Source organism: Latilactobacillus parafuchuensis (genome assembly GCF_055271665.1).
The window spans coordinates 935080-960211 of record NZ_CM143875.1; the positions used below are offsets into that span (position 1 = coordinate 935080).

Genomic DNA, 25132 nt, shown 5'->3' on the forward strand with positions numbered 1-25132 from the left:
CGATTTGATTAAAAATCAACATCTATTTAAAAAGTTAACCGTCATGTTCGCCATATTGGGTTTATTGGTGAACGTTTTTAGTGTGCCAATTGCTGCGTTTGCAACGGACACAACACCCGCGACGAGCGGTCTCGATAATATGCATTACCAAGCGGTCGATAAGAAAGGCCAATCGGTGCCAAATGCGACGGTTCAGATTGTCGCATTATCCGGTCAAAGGGTGAAGTATAATTTAACCGCTGACGATCAAGGAAATTTTACGACCGCATATGATGTGACTGCTAAACAACCGGCAACCCATATTAATCCGGGACGGTATCAATTAACCGCCGATACATCGCCGACTGGTTACCAATTAGAGCTTACTGCGAAAATCATTGAGGTTGCTGAAAATGATCTCAACAGTGGTCAAGTGACGTATGTTGATACCAATCCAACCGGCCAGTTAACCTTAACGGCGACCGATCAGTCTAAGCAACCGCTGGCGGATATTTTGATGACGGCCACTAATCAAACAACTAACAAAAGTTATCAATTACCGGTAACCGGGGCTAATGGCCAAACAATAATGGCGTTACCAGTTGGGCAGTATCAAATTAAAGTTAAAACTGCGCAAGGCTATCAATTGAAAACCACGATGCAAACCATGGCCGTGACTGAAGAAACACTGGTTAGTCAGGCTATTCAGTTTGAACAACAAGTGGGGGCTATTCAAACAACCTTAAAAGATCAGAGTACTCAAAAACCAATTGCCGGCGCTCAGTTTGAAGCAATTGCATTGCAAAATGACCAACAAACGGTTACGGGGACGACAGACGAAAATGGCCAAGTCAGTTGGTCAAACTTGCCGGTTGGCGAGTACCAAATCCAGCCTGCGGGTCAAATCGCAGGTTATTCAGCGACCGTTCCGGCCAGTCAAAAGGTGACAGTGACGGCGCAACAAACGACTGAAAATCTTTTTCTAGCTTATGAACAGACCAGTGGCTTGCACTTATCGAGTATTTCAGCGAGCGGGCAACCTATTCCGAATGTTGACTACCGCATTGAAGCGACTGATGGTAGTACGAGTCAGGATGTCAAAACGGATACCAATGGGCAAGCAACGGTCAATGACCTTCGAATTGGGCGTTATCGGGTGACTGAAAAGAGTGTGCCGGCGGGTTATCAATTAACTAGTCAGACGCAGCATGTGACGTTAACGGATCAGGCAACGCAAACGGTTACGTTTAAACACCGAGTCGTTAAAACGGATACGCGTCATAAGTGTGTCTTACAAGCGACGGATTACCAAGGAAAAGCGTTAAGGGGTGTTCAATTTAAAGTTGAGTTAATCGATTCGGTTGAAGCAGTTGCTAAAAATGTGACGACCGATGCGAATGGCGCTGCAACTTTAGCGAACTTACCGGTGGGGCAATATCGGATTACACAAGTGGCCGCACCAGAGGGTTATCAAGTAACCCCAACGGCGCAAACGGTCACGATTGATAATCAAAGTGTCAATGAATTTACACAGCGCTTGCAACGCGCTGTTGGACCAGTCACGTTTAAAGTGGTGGATCAAACAACACGTCAACCGTTAGCCGGTGCGCGCGTTAAAGTTAAAACAATGGTCGCTAGTGATACTGGTCAGACAACGTTCTTATCGGGTAAGACCGATAGTAATGGCGTAGTGACGGTTGATCGCGTGCCCGTTGGTAAATTGACGTATCAACAAGTGACGACCGCGGAAAATTACGTGGTGGACAGCCAGATTCACGGCGCGACACTTGGAACTGAGGGTCAACAGTTCATTTTGACCAATCAGGCGGTACAACCAACGACAACTGGCCAGATTACGGTCAATAAAACCGATGCACAAGGTTTTAGCCTTGATCAGGCTCAGTTTAAGCTCACTAACCTAACTGACGGTACAACGCAGTTTCAGACAACAGAAGCCGGCCAAGTACGCTTTACCGGACTAGCTGCCGGCCAATATCGGATTCAAGAAACCAAGGCGCCAGCTGGCTATCAATTAGCGACTGAGACGAAAACCGTAACGGTGAATCCACGACAACGGCAAAACCATGTAGTGAATTTCGCGGATCAACGGACAACCGTTGCACCCACCAATCCATTGACGATTCAGACGATGAATACGGACGGTCAATCAGTCGCGGGGGCGATTTTTAAAGTCACCACCAATCAAGCGGATGATCAAGGTCAAGATACTTGGGTATTAACGGCTGATCAAAACGGCTTAATTGTCTTACCGAACGCGGTCACCGGTCAATATCGAATTACTGAGATTAAAGCCCCTAAAGGCTACGAATTGAACGCAACCGTCTTCCGGTTGAGTGTGACGACTTATGGCTACAATCAATTGTCAATCAGCCACGAACCAACGATTGTGCCCCACGACTTGCGGATTGTGAAAACTGATTTGCAAGATCAACGACTTGCGGGCGCAACGTTTGCGGTCGAATCCGTGCAGACAGGTCAAACTCAAAAAGTGACCACGAATCAACACGGGATTGCAACCGCCGCTAATTTAGCTGCCGGCCAATATCGCGTGCAAGAAGTGGCGGCCCCAACGGGTTACCGATTAGACGCAACTAGCCATCAAATCACGATTGATGGCGAAACGGATCAACAGTTACGAATTCAAGATACGCCTGAAACCGGTCAGATGACGGTGACCAATACGAATCAAGCGGGTGACCGTTTAACGGGTGCTCGATTTGATCTTAAAGATCAATTAGGCCAGTTTATTGGGAATTACCAAACGGATGCCAATGGCCAATTAGAGGTCGCAGAATTAACGCCGGGGACGTATACGGTTCAAGAAACCCAAGCAGCAGATGGTTATCAGTTGAATGCGAAAACCTTTAAAATCATGGTAACGGACCAGACGACCGCCAAGTTGAACGTCATCGATCAGAAGCAAACAACGACGACTGAAGCCGGTATTTTAGTAGTGAGCAATAGGGATGCCAAACTCAAAACAGCCTTAGTTGGCGCGACTTTCAGAATTGAAACGGCGACCGGTCAAACGGTTAAAAAACAAGTTGTGATTGATCAAAATGGTCAGGCAGTGATGCCTAAGTTAGTGCCGGGTCAATATCGTTTGATTCAAACGACGGCCGCGACGGCTTATCAAATTGCGCCAACGCAAACGTTTGAAATTACGGCTAATCAAATGACGAAAGTCACAGTGACCAATAAGCAACGGCCGGGTTCAGTGATTGTCAACCAAGTGGATGGCAATACGGATCAACCGTTAGCGGGTGCTAAATTTGAATTACAAGATCGACTCGGCAACGTGTTAATCACGAATTTAAAGAGTAATAGTCGGGGACAAGTGATTATGAGTTATTTGACACCGGCCGTTTATCAATTAGTAGAAGTCACAGCACCTAAGGGTTATGCGTTACTTGAAAAGCCGGTTGTTTTCAGAATTACCGGCAGTGACGTCCGGTTAAAATAATCTTTTCGCGCTTTTTATTCAAACTTAAAAAAGCCCGCGTTTTAAGCCCCATTGAATATTATAGAATTAGGTTATTCAAGAACGACAACTAATTCTAAAAGTGGGGCTAACAAAATGGCAATCTATTATCTCGAAAAAAAACCAGCAGTCAATGAAATCGTCGATAGTGTACGAGCAAGTGTTGCTAGTTTACAATATTTTGAAAAAATGGATGCCATTTGTGATCAAATCGGCTTCAGTTTAGACGATGCGATTGTCTTACAACGAATCAAAGAAATGGCCGCTGGTCGGTATGTCGAATTGACAACCGTTGAAACAGCTGGTTATTCAATCGAACAAATCATGACCTATAAAGAAGCCGGATTATTGATGGGAATGTGGGATACAGAACACGCTAAGCATTATATTATGTTGACGCCCAAAGCAATCAATGGCTTACAGGCCATTGCTGCAACGTACGACAATGACGTTGTCCCAGTGCCTAAAATGGATATGGCCGCAGTCGAAGAAATGATGGCTGCTGCTAGTAAAGTATTTCAAAAATATCAATAAACAACTTTATAACTAATAAAAACGACGGAATCTTCAATATGAAGATTCCGTCGTTTTTTGGTTGTTTAGTCAGTCATCGTTGTATATTTTTGAACGGGTCCTAGTAAGTCAGGATTGATTTGGGCTTTGATTTTAGTGCCCTCTTCTTCATAAGTTTGTTCAAGAATGTTGGCTCGGTCGCTTAAATAAGTGACTGCTTGACCTTCTGTAAAAGGAATTAAGAAATCAATTACGGGGTATTGGCCAAATAGTTGCTTATCAATTAAAGCAATTAAAGCATCGATGGCGATTTCATCACGTGCTGAGTAGACCAACTGGTTGCCATCAACCTCTGGATAACGCGTATCTGGTTTTAAATCCGCTTTATTGTAAGCTTCAATCATTGGAATATCCTTAATACCTAATGATTCCAACGTCTCTTGCGTCGTTTGCATCATGTTCAGGTAGTTTGGATCAGAATAATCGACTACGTGGATTAATAAGTCGGCCCCAGCAGCTTCAGCCAAAGTGGCTTTAAAGGCTTGGACCAAATGATGTGGTAATTTGCTAACGAAACCAACCGTATCACTCAACAGAAATTTTTGTTGGTTAGGTAAAGTGATTTCGCGAACACTCGTATCAAGGGTCGCAAATAACATATTTTTTTCAAAGACTTGTTTTTCGGGTGTATCGGGACTTAGCCGTTGTAAAATGTGGTTCATCGTCGTTGATTTACCGGCATTGGTATAACCGACGAGAGCGACGACTGGAATCGCGTTTTTATCCCGTAGTTGGCGTTGGGTCGCTTGTTGTTGATCAATCTTAGCGAGTTCACCTTTTAGTTTGGTAATCCGCTTGTCGATTAAACGGCGGTCCAATTCCAGTTGGGTTTCACCAGTCCCCCGGTTAGTGCCACCGCCGCCACCGTTTTGTTGATCGAGTTTGTTGTCAGAAGGGTGTAAACGAGGTAATTGGTATTTCGCCTCGGCAATCGCGACTTGCAGTTGCGCTTCTCTAGTCTGTGCACGATTGGCAAAGATTTCTAGAATCAGTTGCGTCCGATCGAGGATGCTAATTCCGAGTTCTTTTTCGAGATTCCGAATTTGGGAAGGTGAGAGTTCATCGTTGATTAAAATAATATCGACATCGTCCGCGATAGCTTGCTCTTTAATTTCTTGAACTTTGCCCTTACCGAAATAAGTGGCATGGTTGGCTTGATCGACGTTTTGGCGAACTTCACCAACGACGTTCAGGTTGTTGGCCTTGGCCAATTCACCGAGTTCAATCATGGTGTAATCGAAATTATCTTGGCGTTTGCTAACGCCGGTGACTAATACTCTTTTAGGTTGTGGTGTTGTGTCTTTCATATATAACTCCTTTAAGGTTGACTTGACCGCGTGGGTCGCGACTGATATGCAAATGAAGGTATTAAAAAAGAAGCTGTTTGGCAGCTTCTTACGATTGATAATCGAATTTAAAAAGCGGATGTCAACAGAAGCGACCACGAATGGGTCAAACGTTTATTTAGTTGTGGCTGTTAAACGTAATTGAGTTGACATGTCGTTGACGCTCCTTCGTGAGTTGGCGAATAACCAGCCAATTTATCCATTAAGTGTACCATGAAATGGGTTAAAAGACTAATTAGGTGCCGAAAACGAGATATAAGAAGCTGCGACAGAACTCGATTATCAATTGAGAATCAAGTAAAAAAATCGCCCATCCTGTATGGATAGACGATTTTTTGAATTTGAACGGAAATTGATGAGTTCTGTCACAGTTTATTCTGCGTCGTAAGCTTTTTGGAAGAGTGCGACGATTTGTTCTTTCGTGGCTTTACGTGGATTTGAGAAGGCGTTGCCGTCTTTCAAGGCGTTTTCAGCCATCAATTCGAAATCTTCAGGTTTAGCCCCGATGGCTTTGATACTCGTTGGAATGCCAACATCAGTCGCCATTTGACGCATCGCTTTAATTGAGAGTTCAGCGGCATCACGGGTTGATAGGCCTGAAATGTTTTCACCCATCGCTTCAGCCAATTCAGCAAAGCGATCGGGACAAGCAACGATGTTGAATTCTTCAACGATTGGTAAGAGGAGGGCACAGCAGACACCATGGGGCGCATCATATTGGCCGCCGAGTTGATGGGCCATCGCGTGGACGTAACCGAGGTCGGCGTTATTGAAGGCCATTCCGGCCAACATTTCGGCTTCACACATCTTAGTCCGAGCATCGATGTTGTGACCGTTCGCAACGGCTTCGCGCAAGCTGGTTTCAATTAGTTTAATCGCTTGTAAACATTGACCATCGGTAATCGCATTGCGGTTAGTTGAGACGTAAGGTTCGATGGCTTGGACGAAAGCGTCCATCCCAGTCGCGGCCGTTAATTTAGCGGGAACGTCTAACATCAACATTGGATCGTTGAATGAAACGAGTGGAATGTTGCGCCATGAAACGACAACAAATTTCAAATGAGTTTCTTCGTTGGTAATCACACAGTGACGGGTTAATTCAGAACCCGTACCAGCTGTGGTGTTAACAGCCAATAATGGTGGCAAAGCGTTTTCGAGGGTTTCAATCCCGGCCAATTGGGTGATGTCATCGCCGTTGGTCAATAAAATCCCAATCCCTTTACCACAATCATGGGCTGAACCACCGCCGACAGTGATAATCCCGTCACAGTTTGCGGCTAAATAAGCGGCTTTGCCGGCTTTGATATTGCGGACTTTTGGATTAGGCTCGACACCGTTAAAGATGGCGTAGTCAATCCCAGCTTGATCTAATGAAGCTAAGGTTTGTGCAACGGGGCCGTTTGGAACGGATTCTAAGAAAGTGTCCGTGACCACCAATGGTTTTTTGATATTGAGCATTTTAGTCCGAGCACCGATTTTTTCGATGACTCCGGGGCCAAAAAAGTTAACACTAGGCATTAAAAAATCAAAATTAGTTTTCATAATAAGCACGGCTTCCTTTTCTATGTGAATTATTATACAACTGTATCATAACGCTTACAGGCTTGAAAATCAGCGGACAATTAAAATTAACTGTCCGTTGAAACTAAATTAGGCAAGGCACTTCCATTGTGCTAAAATGAAAGCGTTACATAAACAATGAGAGATTGAGAATAAGTGAGGATTACAACCAAATGAAAAATCTAGTATTAATTGATGTCGGTGGCACCACCATTAAGTATGGTTTATGGGATGGTGCTAACCAACAGTTAACTAAGAAGGGCCAAGTTACGACGCCTAAATCGTTAAACGCCTACTATACAGCTTTAACTGAAATTGTAATGGCTTTTAAAGCCAGCGACCAAGTGGTTGGTGTCGCGATGAGCACGCCTGGCGCGGTTAATAAAGCCACCGGGATGATTGAAGGTTCTAGTGCCTTACCTTATATTCATTATTTTGATATTCAAAGTGAATTTGAAGCGCGTTTCGGTTTGCCCGTCGTGATGGAAAACGATGCGAATTGTGCGGCGTTAGCTGAAATCGGCAACGGGGCCGCCCAAGGCTTGAGCAACGTTTTATTACTTGTGTTAGGCACTGGTGTTGGTGGGGCAGTCGTGCAAAATGGTCAGGTTCAACACGGCGCTCATTTACTCGGTGGTGAGTTTGGCTATATGTTGACCGAAAACGGCTCAATCTTAAGTAATATGGGGACCGCCGTTCGAATGGCTGACCGGTATAATCAACAAGTCAACACGAATTATTCAGGCCAAGAAGTCTTCGCCTTAGCCCAACAAGGGGATGAATTAGCTCAAAAAGAGGCCCAAGTGATGTATGATAATTTGGCGCAAGCTATCTATAATTTACAATATAGTTTTGATCCCGAAGCGATTATCATCGGTGGGGGTGTGTCACAAGCTGACTTCTTAATTCCCGCCTTGGAAAAGGCAATCCAAAAAATTCTCAAGCAGGTTGAAATTGCAGCGGTGACCCCCAAGTTAATCACGTGTCAGTACCATAATGATGCCAACTTAATTGGTGCAATGGTTGATTTCAAACAGACCTATCCAGACAAAATTTAATAAAAAACTTTATCCGACACTTGTTTTAGTTTAAAATACTAGGACAAGTGTTTTTTATTTTGGGTAGAAAGTAGTGATTGTGATTAAAAAGCAACCGACATTGAACCAATCGATTGGGTTCACCGCCGCCTTATCAACTGTTATGGGCACCGTGATCGGCGCGGGTGTTTTCTTTAAAGCAGCCCCCGTTGCAGAAGCCACCGGTGCCACTGGCCTGAGTTTATTAGCTTGGCTAATTGGGGGCTTAATTACCATCTGTGCCGGATTAACAGTCGCTGAATTAGCGGCCGCGATTCCGGAAACCGGTGGCATGATGCGCTACATTGAACGGACTTACGGCAGTGTCGCGGCTTTCTTATTAGGCTGGGCTGAAACGGTCGTTTATTTTCCAGCGAGTATCGCGGCGCTAGCAATTATTTTTGCAACGCAATGTTTAAATTTATTTGGGTGGTCAGCACAATGGCAAATTCCAATTGCGATTATCGTTGCCACCAGTTTAACGCTCTTGAATTTCTTGGGTGGTCGTGTCGGTGGCACTTTTCAAGCGTTCACGATGGTTTTTAAATTGATTCCATTAGCCGTGATTATCATCTGGGGACTTTTACACACTCAGGCTGGCGCACCTCAAGTCTCGTTATTTAGCGTGACACCACACGGTCAGTCAAACAACGTTTTAGCCGCACTCGGCAACGGGGTACTCGCCACGTTATTTGCGTACGATGGCTGGATTCATGTCGGCAATATTGCCGGTGAATTGCGCCAGCCGGAACGTGATTTACCGAAAGCGATTCTACTCGGATTATCGGGCACGATGGTTGTTTATTTATTGATTAACGCGGTTTTCTTATTAGTCTTACCACTGGGGCAGATTGCCGGCAATGGTAACGCAGCCGCTGACGTCGCCCAAGTCTTGTTTGGCCCGTTTGGTGGCAAAATTGTCACGGTCGGGATTCTCGTCTCGGTTTACGGTGCGATTAACGGTTACACGATGACCGGTATGCGAATTCCGTACGCAATGGCGCTCGATCAACGCTTACCGTTCAGTCGCCAACTCAAAAAACTATCGCGGACCGGGGTCCCCTTTATTTGTGGCCTGATTCAATTAGTGATTGCGATTGGGATGATTTTCGTCGGGGGCTTTAACACCTTGACCGACATGTTAATTTTTGTGATTTGGATTTTTTACGTGTTAACCTTTGTGGCGGTCATTATTTTACGCCATCGCGAACCGACGATGCCGCGGCCCTATCGGACGATTTTGTACCCGATTGTGCCGTTGATTGCCATTTTGGGCGGTATCTACATTGTGATCAACACGTTGATGACCCAAACGGTGTTAGCGTTGATTGGCTTAGGAATCACGTTGGCGGGCTTGCCGATTTACTATTATTTAGAGCGAAAATACCATTAGTGTGAAAATGAGCAATAGTGAGCAGTCATACATCAATTTAAAAATTGGTGTATGACTGTTTTTGTTTATTTAAAATTGAAGGTGACTGGGGTTGTCAACTTAAATCGTGATTTGCATAAAAAAGGCTATTAATGAATCTCGATTGGTATAAATGCTATAATTGTCATTAAGTTTTAATAATGGGTAGAGGGGTTAAACAGATGGCAACCTTAATGGATGTCGCTAAACTAGCGAATGTTTCGAAAATGACCGTTTCACGAGTGATTAATCATCCTGAACAAGTGACGGATGAACTCAAGCAGCTCGTGTATCAAGCGATGAACGAACTCGATTATCGGCCGAATATTATTGCTAAGGCACTCGTCAGCAATAGTACCCGGATTATTAAGTTATGTATTTTAGAAGATATCGATGTGACGGAACCTTATTACATGAATTTAATGGTTGGGGTTGCCAAAGCGTTGGATGCTCACCAGTACTCCTTACAACTTGTGACGCGCCGCAATATCGATATCGGGAATTGTGATGGTTACATCATCACTGGTTTGCGCCAACCGGATGTCGAATGGATTCAGAAGTTGACGAAACCGTTCGTTGTTTTTGGTGAGAACCGTTACGGTTTTGATTACGTCGACACCAACAATAAAAAAGGCATCCAGTTGATTGCGCAATTGGCGTTAGCCAAAGGGTACCAACACCTTGTCTATATTGGGATGAATAGCCAAGAATCGTTCGAGAAGTCGCGTGAAGCGGGTTATTTACAACAGATGCAAGACAGTAAGTTGATTCCAGAAATGTATCATTTTAAAAATCATAGTCGGTTAACTGAAGTTTTTGTGGACGAACACTGGGCCCAATTCAACCGGAATACCGTTTTTGTGTGCGCGACAGATCGTTTAGCGATTGGCGTTGAACGGGCGATCGCTAAACGGGGCGGCAATATTCCGCAAGAGTATGGCATTACCGGTTTTGACGGCGTCTTTTTGAATCAAGTCGCCTCCCCTAAAATTACCACGATTAAACAGGCCGTGATTGAAATGGGCAGTGCTTGTGGCGAGAAAGTCTTGGATAAAATTAGCCAAAAGGACAGCCAAGGGTCGTTAATTTTTGAACCGCAGATTGAAATTGGTGGGACATTGCGCGTTTAAAAGAATGGCGATTAGTTAAACGGCGATACTAATTTAACGAGTAGACAGCGTAAAAAGCTGTTATCGGTAACAAATTGAAAACGATTGCAACGAGCCGATAAATGTTTAATACTGAAACTGTACTAGAAAACAAAACGATTAAAGTTCTAGGAGGAGTTCAAGATGAAGAATAGTTGGAAACGAGTTTGGCTCGGCGGTCTCGTGTTAGGAATATCGGCTGTTACTTTAGCAGGGTGTGGTAATAAGAGTAGTGATCAATCGACTAGTTCGGAAGCAAGTAGCTCGAAAGTGAAGGGCGACGTTAAGTTATGGGTTGATACTGACCATATTGCGGCGATTAAAGGGCAAGTGGCCAAATTCGAAAAAGCGAACCCTGATGTGAATGTCAAAGTTAAAGCGGGTTCTTCTGCGGATGCTTTGAAAGATGTTTCTAAAGATCCCGACAAAGCAGCGGATGTCTTTATGATGCCGCATGATCAAATTGGCCAAATGGCTGAAGCGGGTCTACTCTATCCAATTGGTAAGAAACAAGTTACAACGATTAAGAAGAACAATGTTGATTCTGCAGTTCAAGGGGTCACTTGGAAGAATAAAGTTTACGGCTATCCATACGGGATTGAATCACAAGTCCTTTACTATAATAAGAGTAAGTTATCTGCAAATGATGTTAAAACTTGGGACGGCTTAACGAAAGCCGGCAAGTTAGGCACCAATTTTGCTGAAAATGGGACTAATTACATTTTTGCACCATTGTTTATGAGTAATGGTGATGTCTTATACGGTCAAAACGGTGAAAATCTGGATGGCACTAATTTCAATAACCAAAAAGGGGTCGAAGTCCTTTCTTGGATTGCTAAACAAAAATCAAATCCAGGCGTCGTTCAAACCAACGCAGCAGCTTTAGCAAACCTTCAATCAGGCAAAATTGATGCCTTCTTATCAGGTCCTTGGTCTAAAAACGATGTTAAAAAGGCTTTAGGCGATAAGATGGGTGTGGCTGCTTACCCAACGGTCAATTTCGGTAGTGGCGACAAACAAATGAAGGCTTTCTTAGGCGTTAAGGTCTACGGCGTTAACCAACAAACGAAGTCACCATTAGCTGCAATGGCTTTGGCAGATTACCTCAGCAATGAAAAAACGCAAGAAGTTGAATTTAATAAAAACGGGGTTGTCCCATCTAATAAACAAGCACAACAAACCACTAAGGTTAAAACGGACGTGGTTGCTAAATCAGTCATGGAAATGTCAGATACGAAACATTCAGTTGTTATGCCTAAATTACCTGAAATGACAACTTTCTGGCCACCAATGGATTCATTAATTAACGATGTCTATAAAGGTAAAATCAAATCAACACAATATCAAGAAAAACTAGACAAATTTGTAACAGATAACGCTAAGAAGACCAAGTAATTTTTGCTTGAAATGAAAGAAAAGGTGCGATGATATGTTTAAAAAGGCATACAAGGAACAACATATACCATTTAGAACACTATTTAAAGACGGTGATTTTGCCACTAAATTAGCGTTTGTCGTCATGGGTGCTGCCAATTTAGCCAATCGCCAATTTGTAAAAGGGTTGCTATTTTTAGCGGCCGAAGTTGGCTTTCTTGCTTGGTTTGTGGGAAATGGAATCCACGCATTAGCAATGTTACAAACATTAGGCACTAAGAAACAAGGCTTAGTCTACAGCGCTAATTTAGGAATTGACGTGTTACAAAAAGGTGATAATTCAATGCTCCTGTTGCTATTCGGTATTTCAGCATTGTTAGTCTGCATTGTCATCATTATTTTGTACATTGTTAATTTAAAAAGTGCCCGGCATATCTATGAATTAAAGCAAGCTGGGGATCCAGTACCGACTTTAAAACAGGATTTAAATAGTCTAGTCAATGAACGATTCCACATGACATTGATGACCATTCCGCTATTAGGAGTATTGTTTTTTACAATCTTACCGTTACTGTATATGGTTTCAATTGCCTTTACAAACTATGATCACACGCATTTACCCCCTAAGAATTTATTCACTTGGGTCGGGTTAAAGAACTTTTCTAATGTGATTACGGGTGATATGGCTTCGACCTTCTTTCCAGTCTTAAGCTGGACGCTAATCTGGGCGATATTTGCGACAATCACTTGTTTCTTTTTTGGCATCATTTTAGCATTATTAATCAATACTAAAGGGATTCGGTTTAAGAAGATGTGGCGGACCATCTTTGTGGTCACGATCGCAGTCCCACAGTTTGTGTCATTGTTGACGATGCATAATTTATTAAACGATGCGGGTCCAATCAATGCGATTTTAAAGAACATGGGATTAATTACGCAGTCGATTCCGTTTTTAACCGATCCCACCTTAGCCAAAATATCGATTATCATGGTGAATATGTGGATTGGGATTCCGACGACGATGTTGATTTCAACTGGGATTATTCAAAATCTCGATCAGGAACAAATTGAAGCAGCCAGGATCGATGGGGCTAATAAATTCCAAATTTTTAGAGCCATTACGTTCCCGCAAATTCTATTTGTGATGATGCCCGCGTTAATTCAACAATTTATTGGGAACATCAATAACTTCAACGTCATTTACCTCTTAACGGGTGGTGGCCCATCAAATTCAAATTATTACGGTGCGGGTTCAACCGATCTATTGGTCACTTGGCTCTATAATTTGACGGTCAATACGATGGATTATAATTTAGCATCCGTCATCGGGATTTTGATCTTTATCTTATCAGCAGTCTTTAGTTTATGGGCTTACACCCGGACTAATTCTTATAAGGAGGCGTAAAAAATGGCAGCGCAAATGAAATCAAAAAATTATCGAGCAAAACAGAGAAATACGCGTTACCTGATTTACGCCATCCTAATTATCATGGCTGTGATTTGGTTATTCCCAATTGTCTGGATTGTTTTAACCAGTTTTAGAAAAGAAGGCGGCGCTTTTGTGCCGTACATCATGCCTAAAAGTTTCACGCTGTCGAATTATACAAAATTAATCGCTGATGCGACGGGGAGTTATCCGTTTGTCCGCTGGTTCTTAAATACGTTGTTTGTCGCAATTTGTAGTTGTATCTTATCAACATTCATCACGATTGCAATGGCGTATTCATTATCGCGACTACGGTTTAAACTCAGAAGACCCTTTTTAAAAGTTGCATTAGTATTGAATATGTTCCCCGGTTTCATGAGTATGATTGCCGTTTATTATATTTTGAAGGCACTCGATTTAACGCAAAGTCTATTTGCTTTAATTCTAATCTACTCAGCAGGTGCAGCGTTAGGCTTTTACGTCGCTAAGGGGTTCTTCGATACGATTCCAATGGCGTTAGATGAATCAGCGATGATTGATGGGGCCAATAAGTGGGAAATCTTTACGAAGATTACGATTCCTTTATCAAAACCAATCATTGTTTATACCGCTTTGATGGCCTTTATGGGGCCTTGGATGGATTTCATTTTTGCCAAGGTCATCATGGGCGATGACGTCAAGAACTACACGGTGGCCATCGGACTATATTCGATGATGAATAAAACCACCGCGAACTCCTTGTTCATGTCATTTACAGCGGGGTGTGTCCTGATTGCGATTCCAATTACGTTATTATTTATCTACATGCAGAAATATTATGTAGAAGGGATTACATCGGGTTCGGTTAAATAGTCAGAACAGTAATCTAAATAGAAAGGCTGTACAAACAATCAACTCGGTAAAACTTGAATTGGTTTGCTGTACAGCTTTTTTAATTGAAAAATTTAAAACAAGGATGGTTATTTTAATGAATACAGCAGCAATTTATCATCGCCCGGATAGTGAATTTGCTTATCTCTATCAGGCCGGTGTCATGCATCTACGGTTACGAACAGCCCATGCGGATATTGCCAAAGTCAGCTTATTGGCCGGTGATCCCTATTTAATGGACAGTGAAAAATGGGACCAAAAACCGGTGGCGATGCACCGGGGCTTATCAACGGATTTATATGATTTTTGGACGGCGGAAGTCACCACCACCCATAACCGGTTGGCGTATGGTTTCCAAATTACCGGGGTCGACGGGACCCAGATTTTCTACGGCGATCAAGGGTGTTACCCAGTAGCACAAGCTAAGAAAAGTTATTTTAAAATGCCTTATCTACACGAAATCGATCGCTTTAAGGCGCCAGAATGGGTTAAGCAAACGGTTTGGTATCAAATATTCCCAGAACGATTTGCCAATGGTGATCCGAGCAATGATCCGGAAGGCAGTTTACCCTGGTCAGCCCAATCACCTAAGGCCCAAGATTTCTACGGTGGCGACTTACAAGGGGTGCTAGACCATCTAGACGATTTAGTGGATTTAGGGATTAATGGTTTGTATTTCTGCCCGATTTTTAAGGCCCATTCAAATCATAAATATGACACAATTGATTATTTAGAAATTGATCCTAGTTTTGGCGACAAAGCGCTATTCCGTAAATTAGTCGCTGAATGCCATCAACGCGGGATTAAGGTTATGTTAGACGCGGTTTTCAATCATTTGGGTGACCAATCACCCCAATGGCAAGACGTGCTCCAAAAAGGGGCCGCTTCACAATACGCGGATTGGTTCCACATTCATGAATTTCCAGTGAGCTACCAAGCCGGTCGTAATTTTGAAGATGCGACTGATTTGACTTACGAAGTTTTCGCAACGACGCCCCACATGCCGAAATTAAATACGGCCAATCCCGAAGTACAGGATTATCTCTTAAAAGTGGCGCGTTACTGGATTGAAGAATTTGATATTGATGCGTGGCGGTTAGATGTTGCCAACGAAGTCGATCATCATTTCTGGAAAAAATTTTGCCAAGTCTGCGACGCCGCGAAGCCTGATTTTTACATTCTAGGCGAAATTTGGCATTCTTCTCAAAGCTGGTTAAATGGGGATGAATTTAGCGCCGTAATGAACTATGCCTATACGGATGCGATTCTAGACTATTTCGTTAAAAAGGAAATCCCACTCAATAAGATGGTTTCTGAACTCAATAACCAATTGATGTTATACCGGGATCAAACCAATCAAGTTCAATTTAACGTTTTAGATTCGCATGACACGGCCCGTCTGTTGACCGCAGCGCAAGGTAATCGCGATTTAATGCGCCAAGTCATGGCCTTCACGTATCTCCAACCAGGTGTGCCTTGTTTGTATTATGGTGATGAATACGGGATGACTGGGGGCAATGATCCGGATTGCCGGAAGTGTCTCGTTTGGGATGCGGATCAACAAGATTTAGAACTCTATCAGTTTGTTAAAGCTTTGATCGCTGTTCGGAAACAGTACCAACCGATTTTATCGGAAGGCCAACTGAAATGGTCGATTAAAGAGAGCGCACCAGATGTGCTAAAAATGACGAGAATTTTAGGTAACAAAAAGTTGACGGCGATTTTTAACACGGGACAAACAACGGTTAGTTTAACGCAAACCCAACCCGTTATTTTAAGTCAGCAGATAACGCTTCAAGAGCAACAAGTTCAAATGGCACCGAACGGCTTTATTCTATATTAAAGAGGAGATTGATTATGCAACAATATTGGTGGCAATCAACCGTCGTTTACCAAGTTTATCCGCGGAGTTTTAACGATACTAATCGGGATGGGATTGGTGATTTGCCGGGAATTATTGAAAAATTAGATTATTTACAGGAATTGGGGATTGGCGCAATCTGGTTATCGCCCGTTTATCAATCACCTAATGAAGATAACGGTTATGATATTTCAGATTATCAAGCAGTCATGGCCGAATTTGGTGATATGGCTGATTTAGAACGGCTGATTGCTGAAGCTAAGCAGCGCGGGATCCGGATTATCATGGATTTAGTGGTCAATCATACCTCGGATGAACACGCTTGGTTTGTCGAAGCGCGGCAATCGAAAGCTAATCCGTATCGGGATTATTATGTGTGGGCGGAGCCGGCGGCTGATGGCGGTGTGCCGAATCAATTGCAATCGACTTTTTCTGGTTCAGCCTGGCAATATGACGACACTAGCCAACAATATTACTTACACTTATTTAGTCAGAAACAACCCGATTTAAACTGGCAGAATCCGCAGATGCGCCAAGCGATTTACGACATGATGAATTTCTGGATTGATAAAGGGATTGGCGGGTTTCGCTTAGATGTGATTGATTTAATCGGCAAACAACCGGCACAAGGCATTACCGGTAATGGGCCGGAATTACATCATTATTTGCAAGAGATGAATCAAGCCACTTTTGGTAATCGGGACTTATTGACGGTTGGTGAGACTTGGGGCGCGACCCCGGCCATTGCAAAACTGTATTCGGCGCCGGAACATCACGAATTATCAATGGTTTTTCAATTCGAACACGTTGGCTTAGACGAACAACCTGGCAAATCTAAATGGGATTTACAGGCGTTACGCATTAGTGAGTTGAAACGGGTTTTTGCTAAATGGCAAACTGAATTAGGCGACCAAGGTTGGAATTCGTTATTTTGGAATAATCACGATTTACCGCGCATTATTTCGCGTTGGGGTAATGATGGTCAGTATCGTGTTAAAAGTGGTAAGATGCTTGCGATTCTATTACACATGCTTAAAGGGACACCATATATTTATCAAGGTGAAGAAATTGGCATGACGAATCGGGTGGTGCATGATATTAGTGAAGTTGCGGATGTCGAAAGTCGGCGGATGTATGCTGAACGTCTAGCAAACGGCTATTCGCCGGCCGATATTTTGCATTCAATTAATGTTAAAGGCCGCGATAACGCGCGGACGCCGATGCAATGGGATGCGACTGAGCAAGCCGGTTTTACAACCGGTCAACCTTGGTTAGCGGTTAATCCTAATTATGCGACGATCAACGTGGCGGCCGCTTTGGCGGATCCCGATTCACTCTTTTATACTTATCAAAAATTAATTCGGTTACGCCAAAATAATCCAATTATGGTGTGGGGCAGTTTTGAATTATTAGCGACCGCGGAGTCGGTTTTTGCGTACAAACGTCGTTATCAAAATGAAACCTGGTTAGTCGTCAATAATTTTTCAAACGAACCGCAACAGATTGATTTACCGGCCGAAAAAGTCGAAACGGTGATTATTCAAAATGACGAGACTGAACTGACTTCGTTGGCCAATTTGCAATTGACGCCTTGGCAATCCTTCGTGGTAAAGGTGGCTGAATCAGATGACAACTAAATGGTGGCAAAATGCTGTCGGGTATCAAATTTATCCGCGGAGTTTCAACGATTCTAACGGCGATGGGATTGGTGATATTCCTGGGATTATCGAAAAGTTACCGTATCTTAAATCATTGGGCATCGATTTTATCTGGATTAATCCGATTTACCAATCGCCGAATGTTGATAATGGTTACGATATTTCAGATTATCAAGCGATTCAACCCGAATTTGGGACGCTGGCGGATTTCAAAACGCTTTTGCAAGCGGCTCACGCAATTGGGATCAAAGTGATTCTAGATTTAGTCGTTAATCACACCAGTGACCAGCACCCGTGGTTTATCGAAAGTCAAAAATCCAAGGATAATCCGTATCGCGACTATTATTTATGGGCCGACGCGACCCCGGAGAAAATGCCGAATAATTGGCAAAGTTTCTTTGGGGGATCAACCTGGACTTACGATGCGCAAACTAAACAGGCTTATTTCCACGTTTTCGCCAAAGAACAACCCGATTTAAATTGGCGAAATCCCGCAGTTCGCCAAGCGATTTACCAGATGATTCGGTGGTGGTTAGACCTTGGGATTGATGGTTTCCGGTTAGACGCCATCAGTCACATTCAAAAGGCGCCGTGGGATTTCAAGATTCGCGATAATCCGTGGGCGCCGTTTATGAACGTGGCCGGCATCGAAGTTTATATGGCCGAATTACGGGATTTGTTTAATGAATATCAGATTATGACCGTTGGTGAAGCCAGTGGGGTCACGAGTAAAAAGGCGGTCAGTTGGACGGATCCGGCGCAGGCCGGCTATCTGAATATGATTTTTGAGCTTGAACACAATGTCCGGCAAGCCGATACGGGCCAACCGCGCTTAGATGTATTAGGCCTTAAAAAGGTCTTGGCACGGTGGCAGACTGATTTAGGCCAGCACGGTTGGAACGCGTTGTATGTCGAGAATCATGATAATCCACGAATTAACAGCATACTGGGCGATGAAACGGCTAAATCAGCCAAAGCGATTGCTTTGATGTATCTCGGGTTGAAAGGGACGCCGTTTATTTATCAAGGTCAGGAATTAGGCATGACCAATTTTCCGTTTACGACGATTGAACAAGTCGATGCTGAAGAACTACGGCGGCAATATACAGCGCTAGTCAGCCAACAGGTAGCGCCCAGTGTGGCGCTTGCACAACTGACGCGTTGGAGTCGCGATCATTCGCGAACACCGATGCAGTGGACTGCAGCGGCTAATGGGGGCTTTACGACCGGGCAACCTTGGCTAGCGGTTAATCAGAACACACAAACGATTAATGCGACGGCGGCCGTTCAAAATCCGCAATCGCCTTGGCATTTCTATCAGCAATTGATTGCCATTCGCCATCAAGAAGGCGCTTTGATCGACGGTGATTTTGAACTATTGTTGAAAAATGACCCGACCGTCTTTGCGTATGTCCGCCGTGCACAGCAACAAACATGCTTAGTGCTTGTTAATTTAAGTTCACAAGCTAAAACCATCACGTTACCCCGCCGTGTCTGGCAACAGGACTGGCAATGTCGCTTGAGTAATACGACCTCTCAAACAATCACCCAACACTTTAGACTCGCCGCTTATGACGCCTATCTATTTGAACAAAAGTGACAACGACCAAGCGGTGACTGTTGGCACGTTATCAATTGCCTATCAAGTTAAAAAAAGTCGTTTATCCAGAAAACTAAGGATAGACGATTTTTTGATTTGAACGGCAATTGATGAGTTCTGTCACAGCCCGTTTTTAATTAACGGTTCGTTATAATCTGTTATCGGTAACAAGATGAAAGCGATTGCTAAAATGGAATCGATAGCGAATAATAAAAGATATCAAGAGCAATTATTTTAAATAGTAGTCAAGTTGATTTAGCTTTTGAAATGTCCAAAGCACACTACTTCGATGTTGAAACTGGCATCACAATTATTTAAGTCAATTATGTAAATGGAGTGTATTTTAGATGAAGAGAATATTTGAAGCACAACCGTGGCAGATTGTGACACATGAATTTAAACCGGCTGATAAACGCCTCCAGGAATCGATGACGAGTCTGGGCAACGGTTATATGGGGATGCGTGGCTTTTTTGAAGAAGATTACTCGGGCGACAGCTTACCCGGTATCTATTTGGGTGGCGTTTGGTACCCCGATAAGACGCGCGTTGGTTGGTGGAAGAATGGTTATCCGGAATATTTCGGGAAAGTCATCAACGCGATTAATTTTATTAAAATGAATTTCATCATTAACGGTGAAAAACTCGATTTGGCCACTGATCATTTTGACCAATTCGAATTGAATCTCGATTTAAAGACGGCGACCTTAACCCGTTCATTCGTGGTGACTAAAGGGGCTGCTAAAGTACAATTCAAGTTCGAGCGGTTCTTAAGCGTTGCACAAAAAGAATTGTCGTTGCAACGAGTAACGTTCCAGAATTTGGGCCAGCAAACCGTTGACGTGACCGTGATTTCGGCGGTCGATAGTAACGTTCAAAATGAAGATGCGAATTACGATGAACACTTCTGGCAAGTTTTGGCGATTACGCCGGACCATTTAATCGCGCAAACTAAGGCCAATCAATTTGGCACGCCGCAATTTATGACTGGAATGCAAGTCGCCCACGTGACGACGTTAGCCCAAGTGGCTGAAACAACTACGGCGACCGAGATTCAACAGACCTTCGTGGCGCATTTGAAACCACAAGCGCAAGCCACGATTGAAAAACGGGTGGTGGTCGTGACATCACGCGATTATGCCGACCAAGCTGCGTTAACGACGGCGATGACCCAATTGATGGCTAAAGTCGCGCCACAATCGTATGCAGATTTATTGGCGGCCCACCAAGCCATCTGGGCGGAGCGTTGGGCACAATCGGATGTTCAAATCGACGGCGATGTGTTGGCGCAACAAGGGATGCGGTTTAATTTATTCGGGCTTTTTACCACCTATTATGGGGATGATGCCCGGTTAAACTTTGGTCCCAAAGGCTTCACCGGTGAAAAATACGGTGGCGCGACTTATTGGGATACCGAAGCATTCTGTGTGCCGGTTTACCTTGGGATTACGAAACCGGAAATCACGAAGAATCTATTATTGTACCGCTACAAACAATTAGATGGGGCCTTCGTCAATGCCAAGCAACAAGGTTCGAAAGGCGCGTTGTACCCAATGGTTACGTTTAACGGGATTGAATGCCATAACGAATGGGAAATCACGTTTGAAGAAATTCATCGTAATAGCGATGTTGCTTTTGCGATTTATAATTACACGCGCTATACCGGCGAGACCGATTACGTGTTGCATGAGGGTAGCGAAGTCTTAACCGAAATCGCCCGTTTCTGGGCCGACCGCGTTCATTATAGTCAACGCAAGGGTCAATACATGATTCACGGGGTGACGGGTCCAGACGAATATGAAAATAATGTCGACAATAATTGGTACACCAATTATTTAGCACGTTGGACACTTGAATATACGTTGGAAATGACGGCGCAAGTCGCCCCCGAACAAGCAGCCAAATTGGCCATTTCGGAAGCAGAACGGGCGCATTGGCAAGCAATTGTCGATCAAATGTATTTGCCTTACGATACCGAACTGGGGATTTTTGAACAACACGACGGCTTTTTGGATAAAGATTTAACGCCGGCTAGCGAAATTCCAGCGGATCAACGGCCGATTAATCAAAACTGGTCGTGGGATAAAATTTTACGGTCACCGTACATTAAACAAGGCGACGTGATTCAAGGTATTTGGAACTTTATCGATGATTTTTCAGAAGCCGAAAAGAAACGTAACTTTGATTTCTACGAACCGTTAACGGTTCACGAATCAAGTTTATCACCTGCGGTTTATTCGATTATTGCCGCTGATTTGAACTACGAAGACAAGGCCGTTGAACTCTACGAACGAACGGCCCGCCTAGATTTAGACAATTACAACAATGATACCGAAGATGGTTTGCACATTACTGCGATGACCGGTGGTTGGTTAGCGATTGTTCACGGCTTTGCTGGCATGCGGGTTCACGACGATGGCACGTTGAGTTACAAACCATTCCTACCGAAGAAATGGCAACGTTATTCGTTCCGCCAAGTTTTCCGTGGCCGGATTATTGAAATCACCGTTGATCAAAACGGGACACAAGTGAAATTGATTGAAGGTCAATCGTTGACGATTGAACTCAACGGTCGCCAACAGTTATTAAATTAAGTAGGCTGAAAGGGGCGCAATGATGCCTAAATTTGAAACGATTAAAGGGGTTTTATTCGATTTGGACGGTGTGATTACCGACACGTCGGTTTACCATGAACAAGCGTGGCACGAACTAGCAGATCAGTTGCAGATTGACTGGCAAGCGGCGTTTGCGGAACAGTTAAAAGGGGTTAGCCGTGAAGCATCATTAGCCGTATTGCTGAATGCGACTGGTCATCCGAATGATTATTCTGCCGAACAAAAAGCGCAGTTTGCGATTGAAAAAAACGACCGCTATCTAGCGCTGCTGCAGCAGTTAAGTCCGGCAGCAATCGCCCCCGGCATGACGGCGTTCTTAACGGCATTAAAGGTGCAAAATTATCGAATCGGGTTAGCTTCAGCCTCTAAAAACGCGCCGTTTGTATTAGAACGGTTGGGTCTCAGCGACTATTTCCAAGCACGGGTCGATCCCGCGACGTTGCGTAAGGGCAAACCAGATCCCGAAATTTTTAGTCGCTGCGCTGCATTATTGGGGCTACAACCCGCTGAATGTCTTGGCATTGAAGACGCGCAAGCGGGGATTCAAGCGATTAACGGTTCCGGGGCAGTCTCAGTTGGGATTGGGGCCAAAGACGTCTTAACGGCGGCCCAAATTCGTTTTGAGACGACAGCTGATTTAACGTTGGCAAATATTCGACAACAATTAAAGTAAAAAAAGGATTCGACTAAAATAAGTCGAATCCTTTTTGATTTAGGCAATACGTTTGCGTTGGTATTTCGCAATTAACGGTAAGATGACGCCTAAGCCCATTAAGGCGGCTGAGACGACCACGTTTAAGATTAATTCGTGGGTGTATTTAGACGTCCCCGGTGTCGCGTCTTGGGGGAAGATACTGAAGATGGTCCCCAAAGCGGTAATTAACAGACACCAGAACCCGACGATGATCGCCCACGGTTTATTTTTGATGTAGGTGTATTCAGACGGGAACTTCTCGGGATTGAAACGGACCCGTAAGAATGCGACGAAGATGAAACAGGTGACAAACGGTGAGACAATCCCATTGATATTCAATAACCAATTGAAAATATCGTTGATGCCGGGTAAGAAGGCACTTGAGGCCAGGACGAAGGTACAAATGCCAGTCGTCAGCCAGTAGCCGTTGATTGGCAGGCCTTGTTTGTTGGTTTTGGTTAAAGCTTTCGGTAAAAACTTCTTCGCGGTATCGGATAAGAAAATCCGCGTGCCACCGTCTAATAGCATGGCGAGTTGGGCGCCCATGTAAATCGCTTGAGTGACGGCAAACGTGTAGAGCAGGATTTTGCCCATGTGGAACTGTTTGCCCAATGCTAAGAAGGCGTAATAAGAGCCGTTCATTTTCAAATCGTTAGGTAAATGGTTGGCATCGAAGAAGACGCCGATCGCAAAGGAACCAAAAATCGTTAGAAAAGCGGTCATTAAGGCTAAGGCCATCATGGCTTTTGGAAAATCCTTTTTACCATCCTTCATTTCACTGACGTACGGGGCGACTAATTCGGCGCCGTTCATCGCGAAAATTAATAACCCGATGGTTGAGAAATAATGTAAATCAAACTTCGGAATAAAGGTGTGCAAGTTCATGGGTTGCGTCGCGATGTGCGCGCCGTTGAACAAACCGGAAAAGGTCATAATGACAAATAGCATCGTCATGATGAACATCGCGCCACCCCCGACAATGCTGAGAACTTGCAACGATGCGGTGAATTTATGTTGAAAAAAGATGAATAGGATCGTAATCGCAGCGGTTAATAACGCGAAACTCGCCCGCGATAAATGGTCTTCCAGATTACCATTTCCGGTAATGATCCAGAAAAACGAAACAACCATCGAATTAGCGACGTCGACTAAGTAAGGGAGACTAGCGACCCAATAACACCAAGCGGTCAGGTAACCCCAAACGTCGCCGCTGGTGTGGCGCATCCATGAAGAAAGCCCGCCACCATCTTCGCTGAAAGCCGAGCCGAGATGACCGACCATCAATTCGTAGGGTAAGACATAGGCGAATAATAGCACGATCCAAGAGAATACGACGGCCATGCCTTGATTTTGGAAATTATAAATAATATCGTCAAAACCAATTACGGTGACAAAATCCATTAAAGCGAGGACTTGCCACGTAATGTATTTCTTTTTTGGTTCAATTTCATCCATGATGCCACGACTCCTTCGTCTGAAAACTTAACAGTTTTTAATTATAATCAAAGCGACTAGAGATGACAAAACATTTCGAATGTTTCACATGAAATTTTAAAAGTCGCTAGGTGAAACTTACAAACTTGTCATTTGAATCTCATAAACTGTCATTTAAATAGCGGGCGCTTGCGTTTGTTTTTCAGTACAATTAAGTTATTAATTAAATTTGGAGGCATTGTGATGGAAACCCCAACAGTAGTGAGTGTCAAAGATGTTCAAAAAACTTACGGTAAACCCAACGAAAAGCAATACACTGCACTCAAGAATATTTCATTTGAAGTTCAACGTGGTGAATTCGTCGGCATCATGGGCGCTTCAGGCTCAGGTAAAACGACATTATTAAATATTCTATCAACGCTCGATCGACCAACGGCGGGGCAAGTGGCGATTAACGGCCAAGCTATCGATCATTTAAAGGGCAATGCTTTGGCCGATTTCCGCGCTAAAGAAATTGGTTTTATGTTCCAAGATTTTAACTTACTCGAAAATTTAACGGCTTACGAAAACATGGCCTTACCATTAACGTTACAAAATGTCAGCAGCAAAAAAATTAAAGTCGCCGTGACTAAAATTGCGCAAACCCTGTCAATCGACCACATTTTGGATCACTATCCGACGGAATTATCCGGGGGCCAAAAGCAACGGGTTGCTGCTGCGCGGGCGCTCGTGCACAACCCAGCGATTTTATTCGGTGATGAACCAACTGGTGCGCTAGATTCAACGAGTGCTAAAGAATTATTGGATACGATGGCGCAACTAAACGAAGAACAACGTGTATCAATTCTATTGGTAACGCATGATCCATTGTCAGCCAGTTATTGTCAACGCATCTTGTTCATTAAAGATGGTCAAATCGGTCAAGAATTAGTGCACGGTGATAAGAGTCGCGAAGCCTTTTATCAAGAAATTCTAGGTGTCTTAGGGACATTTAATCAATAAGGAGGC

The 25132-nt window shown here is 43.8% G+C and carries 18 protein-coding genes; 15 read left to right on the forward strand and 3 right to left on the reverse strand.

Annotated elements, in window-relative coordinates; genetic code table 11:
- Window positions 1-43 precede the first annotated feature (43 nt).
- Window positions 44-3463, forward strand: a complete 3420-nt coding sequence (locus tag ACVPPQ_RS04825; RefSeq protein ID WP_463496097.1) for a SpaA isopeptide-forming pilin-related protein — start codon at window positions 44-46, stop codon at window positions 3461-3463.
- A gap of 51 nt (window positions 3464-3514) precedes the next feature.
- On the forward strand, window positions 3515-4015 hold the full coding sequence (locus tag ACVPPQ_RS04830; protein ID WP_463496098.1) for a hypothetical protein: 501 nt from the start codon (window positions 3515-3517) through the stop codon (window positions 4013-4015).
- 65 nt (window positions 4016-4080) lie between these two features.
- Here the strand turns inward: ACVPPQ_RS04830 and hflX are convergent, their stop codons facing one another.
- Window positions 4081-5361 (reverse strand): GTPase HflX, encoded by a 1281-nt coding sequence (hflX, locus tag ACVPPQ_RS04835; RefSeq protein ID WP_463496099.1) that lies wholly within the window; start codon window positions 5359-5361, stop codon window positions 4081-4083.
- Window positions 5362-5413: 52 nt separating this feature from the next.
- Between hflX and ACVPPQ_RS04840 the strand changes: the two genes are divergently transcribed.
- Entirely contained in the window at window positions 5414-5545 is a 132-nt protein-coding gene (locus tag ACVPPQ_RS04840; RefSeq protein ID WP_463496100.1) for a hypothetical protein, read from the forward strand.
- 227 nt (window positions 5546-5772) lie between these two features.
- Here the strand turns inward: ACVPPQ_RS04840 and ACVPPQ_RS04845 are convergent, their stop codons facing one another.
- A complete protein-coding gene (locus tag ACVPPQ_RS04845; RefSeq protein ID WP_463496102.1) occupies window positions 5773-6942 on the reverse strand; it encodes an iron-containing alcohol dehydrogenase in 1170 nt (389 codons plus the stop codon).
- Between the two features lie 191 nt (window positions 6943-7133).
- Between ACVPPQ_RS04845 and ACVPPQ_RS04850 the strand changes: the two genes are divergently transcribed.
- The 11 genes from ACVPPQ_RS04850 to pgmB all read left to right on the forward strand — a co-directional run bounded on the left by ACVPPQ_RS04850 (window position 7134) and on the right by pgmB (window position 22669).
- On the forward strand, window positions 7134-8018 hold the full coding sequence (locus ACVPPQ_RS04850) for an ROK family protein (protein ID WP_463496103.1): 885 nt from the start codon (window positions 7134-7136) through the stop codon (window positions 8016-8018).
- A gap of 73 nt (window positions 8019-8091) precedes the next feature.
- Window positions 8092-9429, forward strand: coding sequence for an APC family permease (locus ACVPPQ_RS04855; RefSeq protein WP_463496105.1), 1338 nt, complete (start codon window positions 8092-8094; stop codon window positions 9427-9429).
- A 200-nt stretch (window positions 9430-9629) separates the two neighbouring features.
- The gene (locus ACVPPQ_RS04860; RefSeq protein ID WP_463496107.1) at window positions 9630-10577 is read left to right on the forward strand and encodes a LacI family DNA-binding transcriptional regulator; all 948 of its coding nucleotides are present in this window, start codon (window positions 9630-9632) and stop codon (window positions 10575-10577) included.
- 162 nt (window positions 10578-10739) lie between these two features.
- Window positions 10740-11990, forward strand: a complete 1251-nt coding sequence (locus tag ACVPPQ_RS04865; RefSeq protein WP_025083020.1) for an extracellular solute-binding protein — start codon at window positions 10740-10742, stop codon at window positions 11988-11990.
- Window positions 11991-12024: 34 nt separating this feature from the next.
- The gene (locus ACVPPQ_RS04870) at window positions 12025-13374 is read left to right on the forward strand and encodes a carbohydrate ABC transporter permease (protein ID WP_463496109.1); all 1350 of its coding nucleotides are present in this window, start codon (window positions 12025-12027) and stop codon (window positions 13372-13374) included.
- Between the two features lie 3 nt (window positions 13375-13377).
- Window positions 13378-14247 carry a sugar ABC transporter permease gene (locus ACVPPQ_RS04875; RefSeq protein WP_106482810.1) on the forward strand — a complete coding sequence of 290 codons (870 nt, stop codon included), beginning with the start codon at window positions 13378-13380 and terminating at the stop codon, window positions 14245-14247.
- 115 nt (window positions 14248-14362) lie between these two features.
- Window positions 14363-16108 carry a glycoside hydrolase family 13 protein gene (locus ACVPPQ_RS04880; RefSeq protein ID WP_463496110.1) on the forward strand — a complete coding sequence of 582 codons (1746 nt, stop codon included), beginning with the start codon at window positions 14363-14365 and terminating at the stop codon, window positions 16106-16108.
- Window positions 16109-16122: 14 nt separating this feature from the next.
- Complete coding sequence (locus ACVPPQ_RS04885; protein ID WP_463496112.1) at window positions 16123-17763, forward strand: glycoside hydrolase family 13 protein; 1641 nt, start codon at window positions 16123-16125, stop codon at window positions 17761-17763.
- Window positions 17753-19384, forward strand: coding sequence for a glycoside hydrolase family 13 protein (locus ACVPPQ_RS04890; protein ID WP_463496113.1), 1632 nt, complete (start codon window positions 17753-17755; stop codon window positions 19382-19384). Before ACVPPQ_RS04885 ends, ACVPPQ_RS04890 begins: the two co-directional genes overlap by 11 nt.
- Before the next feature lie 347 nt (window positions 19385-19731).
- Window positions 19732-21975: a glycoside hydrolase family 65 protein gene (locus tag ACVPPQ_RS04895; RefSeq protein WP_463496114.1), complete on the forward strand. Its 2244-nt coding sequence runs from the start codon at window positions 19732-19734 to the stop codon at window positions 21973-21975.
- A 22-nt stretch (window positions 21976-21997) separates the two neighbouring features.
- Window positions 21998-22669: a beta-phosphoglucomutase gene (pgmB, locus tag ACVPPQ_RS04900; protein ID WP_463496116.1), complete on the forward strand. Its 672-nt coding sequence runs from the start codon at window positions 21998-22000 to the stop codon at window positions 22667-22669.
- Between the two features lie 39 nt (window positions 22670-22708).
- Here pgmB and ACVPPQ_RS04905 read toward each other — a convergent pair whose 3' ends face one another.
- Entirely contained in the window at window positions 22709-24145 is a 1437-nt protein-coding gene (locus ACVPPQ_RS04905) for an APC family permease (RefSeq protein WP_463496117.1), read from the reverse strand.
- 222 nt (window positions 24146-24367) lie between these two features.
- On the opposite strand from ACVPPQ_RS04905, the gene ACVPPQ_RS04910 reads away from it, so the two are divergent.
- Window positions 24368-25126 (forward strand): ABC transporter ATP-binding protein, encoded by a 759-nt coding sequence (locus ACVPPQ_RS04910; RefSeq protein WP_463496119.1) that lies wholly within the window; start codon window positions 24368-24370, stop codon window positions 25124-25126.
- Window positions 25127-25132: the final 6 nt, after the last annotated feature.